The sequence below is a fragment of the Micromonospora sp. CNZ280 genome (assembly GCF_011759515.1).
Genome location: NZ_JAAOYP010000004.1, coordinates 296,551 through 311,459, shown reverse-complemented (window position 1 = coordinate 311,459; position 14,909 = coordinate 296,551). Strand labels below are relative to the sequence as shown.

Below are 14,909 nucleotides of genomic sequence, written 5' to 3'. Positions count from 1 at the left end.
GGGGGATGGGTGGGACATGGCGGAGACCGCTGGTTAGCCCTTGACCGCGCCGAGCATGACCCCGGACACGAAGTACCGCTGCACGAACGGGTAGACCAGCAGGATGGGCAGGGTGGTGAGCACGATGGTCACGGCCTTGAGGGTCGCCTCGGCCTGTACCTCGTCGGCCTCGGCGATGGCGCCGACGTTCTCCGCGCCGGTCGCCCCGGCGATGAGGTTGCGCAGGTAGACGGTCACCGGCCAGAGGTCCTGCTGGTCCAGGTAGAGGAACGCGGCGAACCACGAGTTCCAGAAGGAGACCGCGTAGAACAGCACCATCGTGGCGACCACCGCCTTGGACAGCGGCAGCACGATCCGCAGCAGGATGCCGTACGTGTTCAGGCCGTCGACGGCCGCCGCCTCCTCCAGTTCCACCGGCAGGCCCCCGAAGAACGCCTTCATCACCAGCAGGTTGAACACGTTGATGGCGTTCGGTACGGCGATGGCCCAGATCGTGTTCTTCATGCCCAGGCTGGTGACCAGGACGTAGTTGGGGATCAGCCCGCCGGAGAAGAACATGGTGAACACGGCGACGCCGACCAGCGCCGAGCGGCCCCGCAGGTGCTTCTTGGACAGCACGTACGCGTAGCAGGTGGTCAGGACGATCGAGATGAACGTGGCGACCACCGTGTACACCACCGTGTTGCGGTAGTTCGTCCAGAACATCGAGTCGGACATCACCAGCCGGTACGTGTCCAGGTTGAACCCTCGTGGGACCAGGCTCACCTGACCGGCGATGATGTACGCCTCGTCGCTGAGCGAGCGGGCCACGATGTTGACGAACGGGTACAACGTCACCACCACGACGCCGGTCAGGATCACGGCGTTGACCGCCTGGAACACCCGGTAGCCCCGGCTCGCCCGGGGGCCACGGGGCCGTGGTCGCGGCGGGGCTTCGGTGGTCTCGAGGGTCACCACAGGCTCGTCCCCACCGTGCGGCGGGCGATCAGGTTCGCCGACAGCACCAGCGTCAGCCCGATCACGGCCTCGAACAGCCCGATCGCCGCCGCGTAGCTGAAGTTGCTGGACCCGAAGCCCATCCGGAACAGGTACGTGGAGATGACGTCGGCGGTCGGGTACGTCAGCGGGTTGTACAGCAGCAGGATCTTCTCGAACCCGACCGCCATGAACGTGCCGATGTTGAGGATCAGCAGCGTCACCATCGTCGGCCGGATGCCCGGCAGGGTCACGTGCCAGGTCTGGCGCCACCGGTTCGCGCCGTCGATCCGGGCCGCCTCGTAGAGGTTGTCGTCGACGGTGGTGAGCGCGGCGAGATAGAGGATGGTGCCCCAACCGACGGTCTGCCAGACCTCGGAGGAGACGTAGATGGTCCGGAACCACTCCGGCCGTTGCAGGAACGGCACCGGCTCCCCGCCGGCGGCCTGGACGAGCTGGTTCACCGTCCCGTCGACGGAGACCAGCTGCATCACCATCGCCGCCACGATCACGATCGACAGGAAGTGCGGCAGGTACGACACCGACTGCACGAACTGCTTGAGCTTGCGGGTGCGGATCTCGTTGAGCAGCAACGCCAGCACGATCGGCAGCGGGAAGCAGAACAGCAGGGTCAACGCGCCCAGCACCAGGGTGTTGGTGAACGCCTCCCAGAACGACGGGTCGTTGAGGAACATCCGCACGTACCGCAGCCCCACCCACCGCTCGCCGAAGATGCTCCCGCCCGGCTCGAACCGGCGGAAGGCGATCACGTTCCCGAGCATCGGCAGGTAGCGGAAGATCAGGAAGAACAGCAGCGGCAGCACCGCGAGCGAATAGAGCTGCCAGTCCCGGCGCAGCGCCTGGCGCCAGGTGCGGCGGCGCTTGCGACGCCGGGGCGCGGCGGCGGTCCTGGTCGCGGGCAGGTCAGGTGCCGGCGGTGGCGGATGCAGCGTTCCGGGGGTGCTCATCGGCGGTCTCCTAGGCGGCGAGCGGGAGGACCGTGGCCGGACGCTCCGGCGACGCCGTGCCGCGTCCGGCCGGTGTGGACCGCGGGTGCCGGTCCGGCCCGGGATCCCGGGTCGGTCGACGGCCGGCGGGCAACTGGTTGGTCATGCACACCCCTTCAGGTCGACCAGACGCCGCCGTCCGGCAGCAGGGCTGCACTGCGGTGGCCGTCTTCGAAAGTTTCGGAAACCTCCCGGTACTTGCTGCGGAAACCTAGGGGGCGACTCCAGGTGTGTCAAGAGTCGCGAACTTGCCGTTCCCACGGTTGGATTGGACGATTGGGTATCGACGTCGGTAATCGACGTGCTTGACAGGAGGCCTCGTGGCCGCCGGCACGCTGTGCTAGGGTTCCCCGAAAATTTCGGCCGTCACGGATGAGGTTCCATGACACCGTCCCGCCCAGCGCGCGCCCCCGCCACCATCGCGACCATCGCGGAAGAGGTCGGCGTCTCCGCGGCGACCGTCTCGAAGGTCCTCAACGGACGCTCGGACGTCGCCGCCGAGACTCGGGCGCGCGTCGAGGCCAGCCTCGACCGGCACCGGTACCGCCGCCGGTCACGCCGGGAGTCGGCCCGCTCCCGGCAGATCCACCTGGTGTTCCACGAGTTCGACAACGAGTGGGCGATGGAGATCATCCGTGGGGTCGAGTCGGTGGCGGCCCCGGCCAACGTCGGCGTGCTGCTGTCCCAGCTCGGCGGGCGGCACCGCCCGTCGCAGCAGTGGCTGGACGAGGCGCTCGCGCATCCCCCGCTGGGCATGCTGTTCGTGCTCTGCCACCTGTCCGAGTCGCAGCACCAGCAGCTGCGGCGTCAGGCGGTCCCGTTCGTCGTCGTCGACACCGACAGCGCGACGTCCGCCTCGGTGCCCACCGTCGGCTCGAACAACTGGAACGGCGGCCTGCTCGCCACCCGCCACCTGCTGGACCTCGGCCACCGCCGGATCGGGATCATCTCCGGGCCCGAGGACGTACTGTGCAGCCGGGCCCGGGCCGCCGGCTTCCGCTCCGCACACGACGAGGCCGGCCTGCCGGTCGACCCCGAGCTGATCCGGTTCGGCAGCTTCTACGTCGACGCCGGCTACGCGCACGGGCTGGAGCTGCTGTCCCGACCGGACCGCCCCACGGCGATCTTCGCCGGTTCGGACATGCAGGCGATGGGGGTGCTCCGGGCCGGGTGGCAGCTCGGCCTGGACGTCCCCCGGGACCTCTCGGTGATCGGGTACGACAACCTGCCGGTGGCGGCGTGGATCGGCCCGGCCCTCACCACTGTCAACCAACCGCTCGGTGACATGGCCGGCACCGCCACCCAGATGCTGCTCGACCTGGCACGCGGCGCGGACCTACCGACCTCCCGGGTCGACCTGGTGACCGAACTGATCGTACGGGAGACCACCGCGCCGCCGGCCGACCGCCGCTGACCCGACCCCGCTGAGCCCACCCGCCGCGCCCGCCCGCGAGGAGCCATGGCCCTGTTCGACCTTCCCCTCGACCAACTCCAGCGGTACGCGCCGGTCGTGCCCGAACCGGAGGACTTCGACGAGTTCTGGCGCACCACGCTGGCCGCGGAGGCTGGCCGGCCGGTGCTGCTCGACGTCCGGCCCGAGCCGACCGAGCTGCGCCTGGTCGACTCCTGGGACGTCACGTTCGCCGGCTTTGGCGGTGACCCGGTCCGGGCCTGGTACACCCGCCCGGCCGGCACCGACGAGCCGCTCCCCACCGTGGTGGAGTACGTCGGCTACGGGCGCGGCCGCGGGCTGCCGCACGAGCGTCTGACCTGGCCGGTGGCCGGCTACGGGCACCTGCTGATGGACTCCCGGGGCCAGTCCGGCCGGTACGGGGGCGGCGACACCGTCGACCCGCGCGCCGGCGCGCCCGGCGGCCCCTGGCCGGTGACCTGGGGCATCCTGACGCCGCAGAGCTACTACTACCGCCGGCTCATCACCGACGCGGTGCGGGCCGTGCAGGCCGCCCGCGTGCTGCCCGGGGTGGACGCCGGCCGGGTGGTCGCGGCCGGCAACAGCCAGGGCGGCGGCCTCGCCCTGGCCGTGGCGGGGCTGGTCCCCGACCTCGCCGCGCTGCTCACCACCGCGCCGTTCCTCTGCCACGTCCAGCGGGCCATCGAGATCACCGACGCCTCGCCGTACGGCGAGATCGCCCAGTACCTGGCGGTCAACCGGGAGGCGGAGGAGCCGGTCCGCCGGACGCTGTCCTACGTCGACGGCGTCGCCTTCGCCCGCCGGGCCACCGCCCCCGCGCACTTCGGGATCGGCCTGCGCGACCAGGTCTGCCCGCCGAGCACCGGGTTCGCCGCCTACAACCAGTACGGCGCCGGCAACGGCCGGCCCGACCTTCCCGAGCGCGAACTGCACGTCTACCCGTTCAACCAGCACGAGGGCGGGGAGGCGGTGCAGGTGCGGCGTCAGCTGCGGTGGCTGGCCGGGGTGCTCGGCCACTGACCCGCCCGGCTCCCGACCGGGCCGGCGCCGAACGCTCACCGGGCGGGGACCGGCGCCCGGCCGGCGCGGCGGGTCCGCAGCAGCGGGTCGAGCGCCCACGCGCCGGGGCCGAGCACCGCGATGAGCAGGAACGACCAGCAGAACAGCACGGCCAGCTCGCCGCCGTTGCGCAGGGGCAGCAGGGCGTCCGGCTGGTGCACCACGAAATACGCGTACGCCATGGAGCCGGAGGCCAGGATCGCGGCCGGCCGGGTGAGCAGGCCGAGGAGCACCAGCGCGCCGCAGATCCCCTGGATCAGCGCGGCCCACCAGCCCGGCCACGCGCCCAGCGGGATCGCCTCGCCGGTGCCCCGGTTGCCGCCGAGGACGCCGAAGAGCGAGGCGAGGCCGTGGCAGAGGAACAGCAGCCCGATGACCGCGCGGAAGAGGGACACCGCCGGTCCGACGATCTGCTCAGCACGCATTCCGACACCTCCGTTCTAAGAAACCAACCGGGGCCCAGGATGCCGACGTGCATCTAGTTATGTCGATACTTTCCCCCACTGTGGGAACGCTCCCACGGACGGGCTGGCGACCGGTGTCGCCGGTCGCGCGGCGGCGGAGTCGTCCGCCCGCCGGCGGCCTGGGCCCAGCGGTCGACAACTGGGTCGGACTTCCTGCGGCTCCACGGTGGCGGTGAGCGGCCGCTCCAACCGGCACCGGGTCCGGCCACGGGCGGCCGGCGCGGCCGGCGCGGCCGGCGCGACCGGTGATGGAAGGATTGCCGGTGATGCGACCACGTGACGGAACGCCCCGGCTGTCGGCCGCCGTGGCCGCGGCCGTCGCCCTCGCCGTGCTGACCCCGACCGGCGCGGCGGCCGACCCGACGCCCGCCGCGGGCGTCCCGGTGTGCCAGATCCGCGACGACCGGCTGACCGAGATCTCCGGGCTGGTGGCCACGGACGACGGGTACGTCGTGGTCAACGACGGCGCGGACGACGAGGCCCGCCGCCGGATATTCTTCCTGGACGCGGACTGCGCGGTGACCCGGACCCTGCGCTACCCGTCCCGGCCCCGGGACACCGAGGATCTCGCCGTCGGCGCGGACGGCACGCTCTGGGTGGCGGACATCGGCGACAACGACCGTTCCCGGCAGACGGTCGCGGTGTGGAAGCTCCCCCCGGGTGCGGCCCGGCCGGTGCTGTACCGGATGACGTACCCGGACCGTCCGCACGACGCCGAGGCGATGCTGGTGACCGGCGACGACCGGCCGGTGATCGTTGCCAAGTACTCGGGCGTGCTCTACGCACCGAGCACCGCCCTGCGGCCGGGCGCGACCGTGCCGCTGGCGCAGGTGGGGCAGGTCCGGCTGCCGGCCTCCACGACGAGCAACCCGTTCTCGGTGCTCGGCCGGACGGCGGTCACCGGCGCCGCCACGGCGCCGGGCGGGAGCCGGGTGGTGCTGCGCACCTACGCCGACGCGTTCGAATTCGACGTCACCGGCGGCGACGTGATCGAGGCGCTGACCGGCGGGACGCCGCGGGTCACCCCGCTGCCCGACGAACCGCAGGGCGAGTCGATCACCTACAGCCGGGACGGGCGGTCCCTGCTCACCGTCTCGGAGACCGCCGACCAGCCCGTCGGCACGCGACCGAGCATCCTGCGCTACCCGGCGGCGGCCCCGTCACCCGCCGCGCCGCCGACCACCTCCGTGCCGGGCGACCGGGTCGCCGGCGACCGGGCCGACCGCGCCGGCAGCGGGGTCACGCCGACGGTGGCGGCGGGGGCGATCGGGCTCGGCCTGCTGGTGGCGGGCCTGCTCGTGCTGGCCCGGTCGCGGCGGGCCCGGTCCGGCCGGCCGCGCTGAGCCGGTCGGCGAACTCGGTTGCCGGGCACGCCGGCGGTGCGCTTGGGTGTGGCCATGCCGGCCGACCCGATCGACTCGTACTTCGTCTGCGCCACCCCGCGTACCGGCAGCTCGCTGCTGCTCGGGCTGCTGGAGTCCACCGGTGTCGCCGGTCGTCCCCAGGCGTACTTCCGGTCGCCGGACGAGCCGCTCTGGGCCGACCGGTGGCGGCTGCCCCGCACCGCCGACGGCGGCATCGACTACGCGGACTACCTGCGGGCCGCGCTCGCCGAGGGCCGGACCGGCAACGGGGTGTTCGGCGCGAAGCTCATGTGGGGAACGGTGGACGAACTGGCCGCCCGCCTCGCGACCGTCCACCCCGACCTGGCCGGTGACGACATCGCCCTGCTGGCTCGGGCGTTCGGCCGTACCCGGTTCGTCTTCCTGCGGCGCGCGGACGTGCTGGCCCAGGCGGTCTCCTGGCTCCGGGCCGAGCAGACCGGCACCTGGTTCGTCGGCGGCAACGGGGAGATCAGCGGCAACGCCGGCACCGGCCGGGCGCCCCGCTTCGACGCCATCGGGATCCGGCGCCACGTCGAGGTCATCGAGAAGCACAACGCGGCCTGGGAGGCGTGGTTCGCCACGCGGGGGATCCGGCCGTACCGGGTGCGCTACGAGGACCTCGACCAGGACATGGTGGCCGCCACCCGCGGCGTCCTGGACTTCCTCGGGCTCGACGCGCCGGCCGGGGACGGCGCCATCGTGGCCCGGCACCGGCGCCAGGCCGACCGGCTCAACCGGGAGTGGATCCGGCGGTACCGGGCAGAGTTGGCCGGCGCCTGAGCTGTCCACCACGCCGACAGCCGGCCGCCCCGCGTCGCCGGTCGCCGCGCCGGTGACGTACGGGTCGAGGTGCGGGCGGTCGGCGCGCCTACGGTGTGTCGACGACGTCCCGCCCGAGCGGCCAGAACGCCGCCGGGACGAGCTTGAAGTTGGCCACCCCGAACGGAATGCCGATGATCGTGACGCAGAGCGCGACGCCGGCGACGAGGTGGGACAGGGCCAGCCACCAGCCCGCCAGCACCACCCAGAGCACGTTGGCCAGGCCGGACGCGACCCCCGCGCCCGGCTTGGGCACCAGCGTGCGGCCGAACGGCCACAGCGAGTATCCGGCCAGGCGCAGGGAGGCCACCCCGAACGGGATGGTGACGACGAGGACGAAGCAGATCAGCGCGGCGATGCCGTAACCGATGGCGAGGACGAGGCCGCCGCCGAAGATGAGCCACAGCACGTTCAACACGAAGCGAATCACGCCTTCCAGCATGGACACCGCTCGCCACCGGGTGTCCCGACGCCTCCGGCGTCAGTACGCGCCGTGGGGACTGGCCTTCCTAGCCGATGGCAGCGCACTGGTCGGTGAGCGGAACAGCGGGCGGGTCCTGCGGGTGGGCCGGGGCGTGGCGCCGCGGCAGGTGGCGCGGATCGCCGGCGTGTCGGCGGTCGGCGAGTCCGGGCTGCTCGGGCTGGCCGTCTCGCCGCGCTACCGTGCCGACGGCTACGTGTACGCCTACTTCACCTCCGCCGTGGACAACCGGATCGTCCGCCTCCGGTTGGCCGCGCCGCAGGTCCAGCAGCCGATCCTCACCGGGCTCGCCCGGGCCGGCTCGCACGACGGCGGCCGGATCGCCTTGGGCCCCGACGGGATGCTCTACGCGGGCGTCGGGGACGCCGCCCAGCCGGCCACCGTTCAGGATCCCGCAGCCGCGACGGGAAGATGCTGCGGCTGCGGCCCGACGGCGGCGTGCCGTGGGACAACCCGGTCCGGGTCCGCTGGTCCACAGCCTCGGCCACCGCAACGTGCAGGACCTGGCCTGGGACTGGCGGGGCCGGCTCTACGCGGTGGGTGCGGCCGGAGGACGCCGGAACCCGGCGAGCGTCGCGACGAACGACTCCGGGTCGTCGAGCCACGGGAAGTGCCCGCCGCCCGGCTGCACTGTCACCTCGGCGTGCGGGAACAGGCCGGCGTACTCGGCGGCGCACGTCGGCGGGAGCGAGACGTCGTACTCGCCCGCGACGACCAGGACGGGCGCCGCGAGACGGGCGAGGGCGGACCGGACGGTCGCCGGGTCGACCGCGCCGGCCGAGTAGTAGACGGCCGCCGCGTCCGCGTTGCGCAGGCTCGCCTCCCGGGCGCGGTGGGCCTGGCTGACCGCGTCCCACCGGCCCCAGGTGAACGGCGCGATGGCCGCCCAGTCGGCGTCGGTGGCCCGACCCGACCAGATCCGCTCGAACGCGGCGTAGGCCGCCGGGAACCACGGCTCGTCCCGGCGCAGTTCGGCGACCAGCCGACGGTCCTGGTCGGTGACCGCCAGGTCGACCACCCGCGGGCTGGGGGTGACCAGGGCGAGCCGGCCGACCCGGTCGGGATGCCGGGCCGCATAGCACAGGGCGAGCGCCGCGCCGGCGCAGTGCGCCAGCAGGTCGAGCTGGTCCAGCCCCAGGTGGCGGCGCAGCGCCTCGATGTCGGCCACCTGCTGGTCGAACCGGTAGCTCGCCGGGTCCGCCGGGACGGCGGACGCGCCGGTGCCGCGCAGGTCCAGCAGGATCAACTCGCGGTGCGCGGACAGCCCACCCAGGTCACCGAGGTAGGCGGCGGCCTGCATCGGGCCGCCGGGCAGGCAGACCAGCGGAGCACCCGCCCCCAGCCGGTGGTACGCCAACCTGGTCCCGTCAGCACTGTCGAAAGTCGCCACGCGGAGATCCTACTGATCGGCGGCTCAGCGGGCCGCCCCCGCGCGCGACCCCTCGCGGTCGGGCGAAAGGGCAACTAGAGTCGACGCCAGCATCCCGTGGATCGATCCGACTGCATCTTCCCTCGACGGTGAGGAGCGCGTCATGGGTATGCCCGACGGCGTCGAACTGGCCGGCCCCCGGCACGACCGGTTCCCGGAGATCCTCACCCCGGAGGCGCTCGCCTTCCTGGCCGAGCTGCACCGCGCCTTCGACGCCCGGCGGCGGGAGCTGCTCGCCCGGCGCGCCGACCGCGAGGCGGCGCTGGCCGCCGGTGAGCTGCTGGACTTCCTGCCCGAGACCCGGCACGTGCGCGACGGCGAGTGGCGGGTCGCTCCGCCCGCGCCCGGCCTGGTCGACCGCCGGGTGGAGATCACCGGGCCGACCGACGCGAAGATGACCATCAACGCGCTCAACTCGGGCGCCAAGGTCTGGCTCGCCGACCACGAGGACGCCAACACCCCACTGTGGGAGAACGTGATCGGCGGCCAGCTCAACCTGCGCGACGCGATCGACCGCACGCTCTCCTTCACCGCCCCGGACGGCCGCCGGTACGCGCTGCACGACGGCGAGCTGGCCACCATCGTGTTCCGGCCCCGCGGCTGGCACCTGACCGAGAAGCACATCCTGGTCGACGGCGAACGCACCTCGGGCAGCCTGGTCGACTTCGGCCTGTACCTCTTCCACTGCGCCACCCGGCTGCTCGACCGCGGCTCCGGGCCGTACTTCTACCTGCCCAAGCTGGAGAGCCACCTGGAGGCGCGGCTCTGGAACGACGTGTTCCTGTTCGCCCAGCAGCGGCTGGGCATCCCGCGCGGCACCATCCGCGCGACCGTGCTCATCGAGACCTACCCGGCTGCGTTCGAGATGGAGGAGATCCTCTACGAGTTGCGGGAGCACTCCGCCGGCCTGAACGCGGGCCGGTGGGACTTCATGTTCAGCGTGATCAAGAAGCTCCGCACCCGGGGCCGCGATTTCCTGCTGCCCGACCGGAACGCGGTCACCATGACCGCGCCGTTCATGCGCGCGTACACCGAGCTGCTGGTGCGGACCTGCCACCGGCGCGGCGCGCACGCGATCGGCGGGATGGCCGCCTTCATCCCCAGCCGCCGCGACCCGCAGGTGAACGAGACCGCGCTGGCGAAGGTCCGCGACGACAAGACCCGCGAGGCGGGCGACGGCTTCGACGGCTCCTGGGTGGCCCACCCCGACCTGGTGCCGGTCTGCCGCGAGGTGTTCGACGCCGTGCTCGGCGACCGGCCCCACCAGCTCGACCGGACCCGCGACGAGGTACGGGTCACCGCCGCCCAACTGCTGGACGTGCGGAGTACCCCGGGCCGGCGGACCGAGGCCGGGCTGCGCAACGACATCAGCGTCGGCGTCCAGTACCTGGCGAGCTGGCTGCGCGGCACCGGGGCGGTGGCCATCTTCAACCTGATGGAGGACGCCGCGACGGCGGAGATCTCCCGTTCCCAGGTGTGGCAGTGGCTGCACAACGGCGTCACCCTCGACGACACCGGCGAGAAGGTCGACCGGGACCTGGTCGAGCGGCTCGCCGACGAGGAGTTGGCGAAGCTGCCGGGCGACCCGGCCGACTACGCCGAGGCGCGGTCGCTGTTCATGGCGGTCGCCGTCGCCGACGACTTCGTGGACTTCCTGACCCTGCCCGCGTACGAGCGGATGCCCTGACCACCAGCGACCGCGACGGGAGGCCGGCGATGACCACGACGGACATCGGCACCCTCGCCGCGACGCTGCGGGCCGTCCTCGGCCCGGAGCATGTGATCACCGACCGGCAGGAGCTGCGCACCTACGAGTGCGACGGGCTCGCCCAGTACAAGGTGATCCCCGCCCTGGTCGCCCTGCCGGGCACCGCCGCCGAGTGCGCGGCGACGGTCCGGGCCTGCGTGGACGCCGGAGTGCCGTTCGTCGCCCGGGGCTCCGGCACCGGCCTGTCCGGCGGGGCGCTGCCGCACGCCGACGGGGTGCTGGTGGTCACCTCGCGGCTGCGCGCCATCCGGGAGGTCGCCCCGGCCGACGAGCGGGCCGTGGTGGAACCCGGCGTGATCAACCTCCAGGTCACCCGGGCGGCCACCCCGTACGGCTACTACTACGCCCCCGACCCGTCGAGCCAGCAGATCTGCTCCATCGGCGGCAACGTGGCGGAGAACTCCGGCGGCGCGCACTGCCTGAAGTACGGCTTCACCACCAACCACGTCACCGGACTGGAGGTGGTCACCGCGGACGGCGACCTGGTGCGCCTCGGCGGCCGCGCCCCGGATCCGCCCGGCTACGACCTGCTCGGCGCCTTCGTCGGCTCCGAGGGGACGCTCGGCATCGCCACCGAGGTCACCGTGCGGCTGGTCCGGCTGCCCGAGTCGGTCCGTACGCTGCTGGCCGCCTTCCCCTCCACCGACGAGGCGGGGGCGGCGACCTCGGCCGTCATCGCGGCCGGCGTGGTGCCGGCGGCGATCGAGATGATGGACGCGCTGGCCATCTCCGCCGCCGAGGCGGCCGTGCGGTGCGGCTACCCGGCCGGCGCGGGGGCGGTGCTCATCGTCGAGCTGGACGGCCCGACGGCCGAGGTGGACGCCCAGTTCGCCGAGGTCGAGCGGCTCTGCCGGGACAACGGCGCCGGCGAGATCCGGGTCGCCGCGGACGACACCGAGCGGGCGCTGATCTGGAAGGGGCGCAAGTCGGCGTTCGCCGCGGTCGGCCGGATCAGCCCCGACTACATCGTCCAGGACGGCGTCATCCCGCGCACCGCGCTGCCCGAGGTGCTGCGCCGCATCGCGGAGATCGCCGCCCGGCGCGGCGTCCGGGTGGCCAACGTCTTCCACGCCGGCGACGGCAACCTGCACCCGCTGGTCCTCTTCGACGACAGCGTCGACGGCCAGGCCGAACAGGCCGAGGAGGTCTCCGGGGCGATCCTCGACCTCTGCGTCGAACACGGCGGTTCGATCACCGGCGAGCACGGCGTCGGCATGGACAAGGTGACCTTCATGCCGCGCATGTTCACCGACGACGACCTGGACACGATGCAGCTGCTGCGGTGCGCCTTCGACCCGCGCGGGCTGGCCAACCCGGGCAAGGTCTTCCCGACGCCCCGGCTCTGCGGCGAGGTGCCCGGCCGGCGTCGGGGCGTCCACCCGGCGCAGGAGGCCGGTCTGGCGGAGCTGTTCTGATGGCCGACGACGTGCTGGCCGCCCTCCGCGCCGCGGCCGGCGAGCGCGACGCCGTCCGCCCGGCCGGTGCCGGCTTCGCGGTGGCCGGCGTGCCGGCCCGTTACCGCGCCGCGCCCGGCTCCACCGAGGCCGCCGCCGCCGTCCTGCGGGTGGCGGCCGCGCACGACCTCGCGGTCGTCGCCGCCGGCGGTTGGACCAAGCAGGACTGGGCGAACCCCCCGCGCCGGCTCGACCTGGTCGTCGACACCCGACGGCTCACCGGGGTGGTCGAGCACGCCGCCGGCGACCTGATCGTCGTGGTACGGGCCGGCACCCGACTGGGCGACCTGCGCGCCAAGCTGGCCCCGGCCGCGCAACAACTGGCCCTGGACGCGCCGCCGCTGGCCGGCGGCGCGGGCGCGACGGTCGGCGGCGCGGTGGCGGTGAACACCAGCGGGCCGCGCCGGATGCGCTACGGCGCCGTCCGGGACCTGCTGATCGGCATCACCGTGGTGCGGCCGGACGGGGTGATTGCCCACGCCGGCGGCAAGGTGGTGAAGAACGTGGCCGGCTACGACCTCGGCAAGCTCTTCACCGGCTCGTACGGCACGCTCGGCCTGATCACCGAGTGCGCCTTCCGGCTGCATCCGCTGCCGGCCGCCAGCGGGTACGTGCGCCGCCCGGCCGACGGTGCGACCGAGGCCGGCCGGTTGGTGGCCGCCGTGCTCGGCGCGCAGCTCGTGCCGAGCGCGCTGGAGGTGCACGCCTCGCCCGACGGCGGCGTCGAGGTCGCGGTGCTGATCGAGGGCACGCCGTCCGGCGTCCGCGAGCGGGTCGCCGCGACCCGGCGCCTGCTCGGTGCCGCCGCCACCGCCTCGGACACTCCGCCGCCGTGGTGGTCGGCCTACCCGTGGCGGACAGGTGACGTCGGACTGAAGCTGACCGCCGCGCTCTCCGGCGTCCCGGGACTGCTCGCGGCGGCGCGCGAGGCGGGGCGGCGGCGCGGCGTACCGGTGCGGGTCAGCGGTTCGGCGGGCACCGGCGTCCTCTACGCCGGCCTGCCCGGCGCCGCGACGCCCGACGTGGTGGCCCGGATCGTCGCGGACCTGCGCGCCGCGACGGCGACCGCCGGCGGGCACGCCGTCGTGCTGACCGCATCGGCCGCGGTGCGGGACCGGGTCGACCTGTGGGGACCGGTCGGCGGGCTGGAACTGATGCACCGGGTCAAGGCGCAGTTCGACCCGGACGCCCGGTTCGCCCCCGGCCGCTTCGTGGGAGGGATCTGAGATGTCGAGCGAAGTCCCCGCCCAGCGCGGTGTCGACCGGCCCGGCCGCGCCCTGCCGGACGTGCTGGGGCCGGTCGTCGGAGCGCCGGGCGAACCGGCCTTCGACGACCACCACCCGCCCCGGCGGGACCTGGTCGACGACTGCGTGCACTGCGGCTTCTGCCTGCCCACCTGCCCCACCTACCTGCTGTGGGGCGAGGAGATGGACTCGCCGCGCGGGCGCATCTACCTGATGGAGGAGGGGCTCGACGGCGAGCCGCTGAGCCCGTCCATGGTGCGGCACTTCGACCGCTGCCTGGGCTGCATGGCCTGCGTGACCGCGTGCCCGTCCGGGGTCCGCTACGACCGGCTGATCGAGGACACCCGGCAGCAGGTGGAACGTCGGCACAACCGGTCCCGCCGGGAGCGGCTGCTGCGGACCGCCATCTTCCAGGTGTTCCCGTACCCGCGCCGGCTGCGGCTGCTGCGCGGGCCGCTGCGGGCGTACCAGGCCAGCGGCCTGCGGCGCCTGGTACGCCGCAGCGGCCTGGCGGCGCGCCTGGCGCCGACGCTGGCCACCCTCGAATCGCTGGCCCCCACGCTCGGGCGGGCGGCCCGGCTGCCGGCGCGGCTGCCGGCGTACGGCCCGCGGCGGGCGCGGGTCGGCATGCTCACCGGCTGCGCGCAGCGCGCGTTCTTCCCCGACGTCAACGCGGCCACCGCCCGGGTCCTCGCCGCGGAGGGCTGCGAGGTGGTCATCCTCCCGGACCGGCAGGGCTGCTGCGGCGCGCTGAGCGTCCACAACGGACGAACGGAGGAGGCGCGGCGGTTCGCCCGGGCGCTGATCGACGTCTTCGACGCCGCCGGCATCGACCGGTTCGTGGTCAACGCGGCCGGCTGCGGGTCGTCGCTGAAGGAGTACGGCGAGCTGCTCCGCGACGACCCGGCGTACGCCGAGCGCGCGGCGGCCTTCGCCGCCGCGGTGCGCGACCTGGCCGAGCTGCTCGTCGAGCTGGGCCCGGTCGCCCGGCGGCACCCGCTGCCGGTGACCGTCGCCTACCACGACGCCTGCCACCTGGCGCACGCCCAGGGGGTGCGGGCGCAGCCCCGCGACCTGCTGCGCGCAATCCCCGGGCTCGAACTGCGGGAGATCGCCGACCCGGAGATCTGCTGCGGATCGGCCGGGGTCTGGAACGTGCTCAACCCGGAGCCGGCGGCGCAGCTCGGGGAGCGTAAGGCCCGCGACGTGCTGGCCACCGGCGCCGAGCTGCTCGTCACCGCCAATCCGGGCTGCCTGATGCAGGTGGCCGCAGCGGTCGGGCGGCTCGGCGGCACGGTCGCCCTGGCCCACACCGCGCAGGTGCTGGACGCGTCGATCCGCGCCCGACCGGTCACCGACCTGCTGCCGTGACACCCCTCCCGCCAGCGCGC

The 14,909-nt window shown here is 73.8% G+C and carries 13 protein-coding genes and 1 pseudogene; 9 read left to right on the top strand and 5 right to left on the bottom strand.

Features of this window, described 5'->3' with window-relative positions:
* Positions 1–33: 33 nt before the first annotated feature.
* Positions 34–954 (bottom strand): carbohydrate ABC transporter permease, encoded by a 921-nt coding sequence (locus tag FHX32_RS28610; protein WP_167190057.1) that lies wholly within the window; start codon positions 952–954, stop codon positions 34–36.
* Complete coding sequence (locus tag FHX32_RS28605) at positions 951–1,943, bottom strand: ABC transporter permease subunit (protein WP_167190054.1); 993 nt, start codon at positions 1,941–1,943, stop codon at positions 951–953. Before FHX32_RS28605 ends, FHX32_RS28610 begins: the two co-directional genes overlap by 4 nt.
* Before the next feature lie 421 nt (positions 1,944–2,364).
* Between FHX32_RS28605 and FHX32_RS28600 the strand changes: the two genes are divergently transcribed.
* Entirely contained in the window at positions 2,365–3,396 is a 1,032-nt protein-coding gene (locus FHX32_RS28600) for a LacI family DNA-binding transcriptional regulator (RefSeq protein WP_167190051.1), read from the top strand.
* A gap of 45 nt (positions 3,397–3,441) precedes the next feature.
* Positions 3,442–4,434: an acetylxylan esterase gene (locus FHX32_RS28595; RefSeq protein WP_167190048.1), complete on the top strand. Its 993-nt coding sequence runs from the start codon at positions 3,442–3,444 to the stop codon at positions 4,432–4,434.
* 35 nt (positions 4,435–4,469) lie between these two features.
* On the opposite strand, the gene FHX32_RS28590 is transcribed toward FHX32_RS28595, so the two are convergent.
* Positions 4,470–4,898 (bottom strand): DoxX family protein, encoded by a 429-nt coding sequence (locus tag FHX32_RS28590; RefSeq protein WP_167190045.1) that lies wholly within the window; start codon positions 4,896–4,898, stop codon positions 4,470–4,472.
* A gap of 305 nt (positions 4,899–5,203) precedes the next feature.
* Here FHX32_RS28590 and FHX32_RS28585 point away from each other — a divergent pair, with 305 nt between their 5' ends.
* Together FHX32_RS28585 and FHX32_RS28580 are read left to right on the top strand one after the other, a co-directional pair.
* On the top strand, positions 5,204–6,280 hold the full coding sequence (locus FHX32_RS28585; protein WP_486481420.1) for a hypothetical protein: 1,077 nt from the start codon (positions 5,204–5,206) through the stop codon (positions 6,278–6,280).
* A gap of 54 nt (positions 6,281–6,334) precedes the next feature.
* Positions 6,335–7,102 (top strand): Stf0 family sulfotransferase, encoded by a 768-nt coding sequence (locus tag FHX32_RS28580; protein WP_167190042.1) that lies wholly within the window; start codon positions 6,335–6,337, stop codon positions 7,100–7,102.
* Between the two features lie 88 nt (positions 7,103–7,190).
* Here FHX32_RS28580 and FHX32_RS28575 read toward each other — a convergent pair whose 3' ends face one another.
* Positions 7,191–7,571, bottom strand: a complete 381-nt coding sequence (locus tag FHX32_RS28575; protein WP_486481380.1) for a YccF domain-containing protein — start codon at positions 7,569–7,571, stop codon at positions 7,191–7,193.
* Here FHX32_RS28575 and FHX32_RS28570 point away from each other — a divergent pair.
* A pseudogene (locus FHX32_RS28570) lies at positions 7,510–7,977 on the top strand (PQQ-dependent sugar dehydrogenase); the annotation flags it as partial. The gene FHX32_RS28575 and the pseudogene FHX32_RS28570 overlap by 62 nt on opposite strands.
* A gap of 174 nt (positions 7,978–8,151) precedes the next feature.
* Here FHX32_RS28570 and FHX32_RS28565 read toward each other — a convergent pair.
* Entirely contained in the window at positions 8,152–9,012 is an 861-nt protein-coding gene (locus FHX32_RS28565) for an alpha/beta hydrolase (RefSeq protein ID WP_167190036.1), read from the bottom strand.
* A 142-nt stretch (positions 9,013–9,154) separates the two neighbouring features.
* Between FHX32_RS28565 and aceB the strand changes: the two genes are divergently transcribed.
* Genes aceB through FHX32_RS28545 form a run of 4 tightly spaced genes read left to right on the top strand, consistent with a single transcriptional unit; the run spans position 9,155 to position 14,889 of the window.
* Positions 9,155–10,738, top strand: a complete 1,584-nt coding sequence (gene aceB, locus FHX32_RS28560; RefSeq protein ID WP_167190033.1) for a malate synthase A — start codon at positions 9,155–9,157, stop codon at positions 10,736–10,738.
* A 29-nt stretch (positions 10,739–10,767) separates the two neighbouring features.
* Positions 10,768–12,234 carry an FAD-linked oxidase C-terminal domain-containing protein gene (locus FHX32_RS28555; RefSeq protein ID WP_167190030.1) on the top strand — a complete coding sequence of 489 codons (1,467 nt, stop codon included), beginning with the start codon at positions 10,768–10,770 and terminating at the stop codon, positions 12,232–12,234.
* A complete protein-coding gene (locus FHX32_RS28550) occupies positions 12,234–13,499 on the top strand; it encodes an FAD-binding oxidoreductase (protein WP_167190027.1) in 1,266 nt (421 codons plus the stop codon). Before FHX32_RS28555 ends, FHX32_RS28550 begins: the two co-directional genes overlap by 1 nt.
* Position 13,500: 1 nt before the next feature.
* Complete coding sequence (locus tag FHX32_RS28545) at positions 13,501–14,889, top strand: heterodisulfide reductase-related iron-sulfur binding cluster (RefSeq protein ID WP_167190024.1); 1,389 nt, start codon at positions 13,501–13,503, stop codon at positions 14,887–14,889.
* The last annotated feature ends 20 nt before the right edge of the window (positions 14,890–14,909 follow it).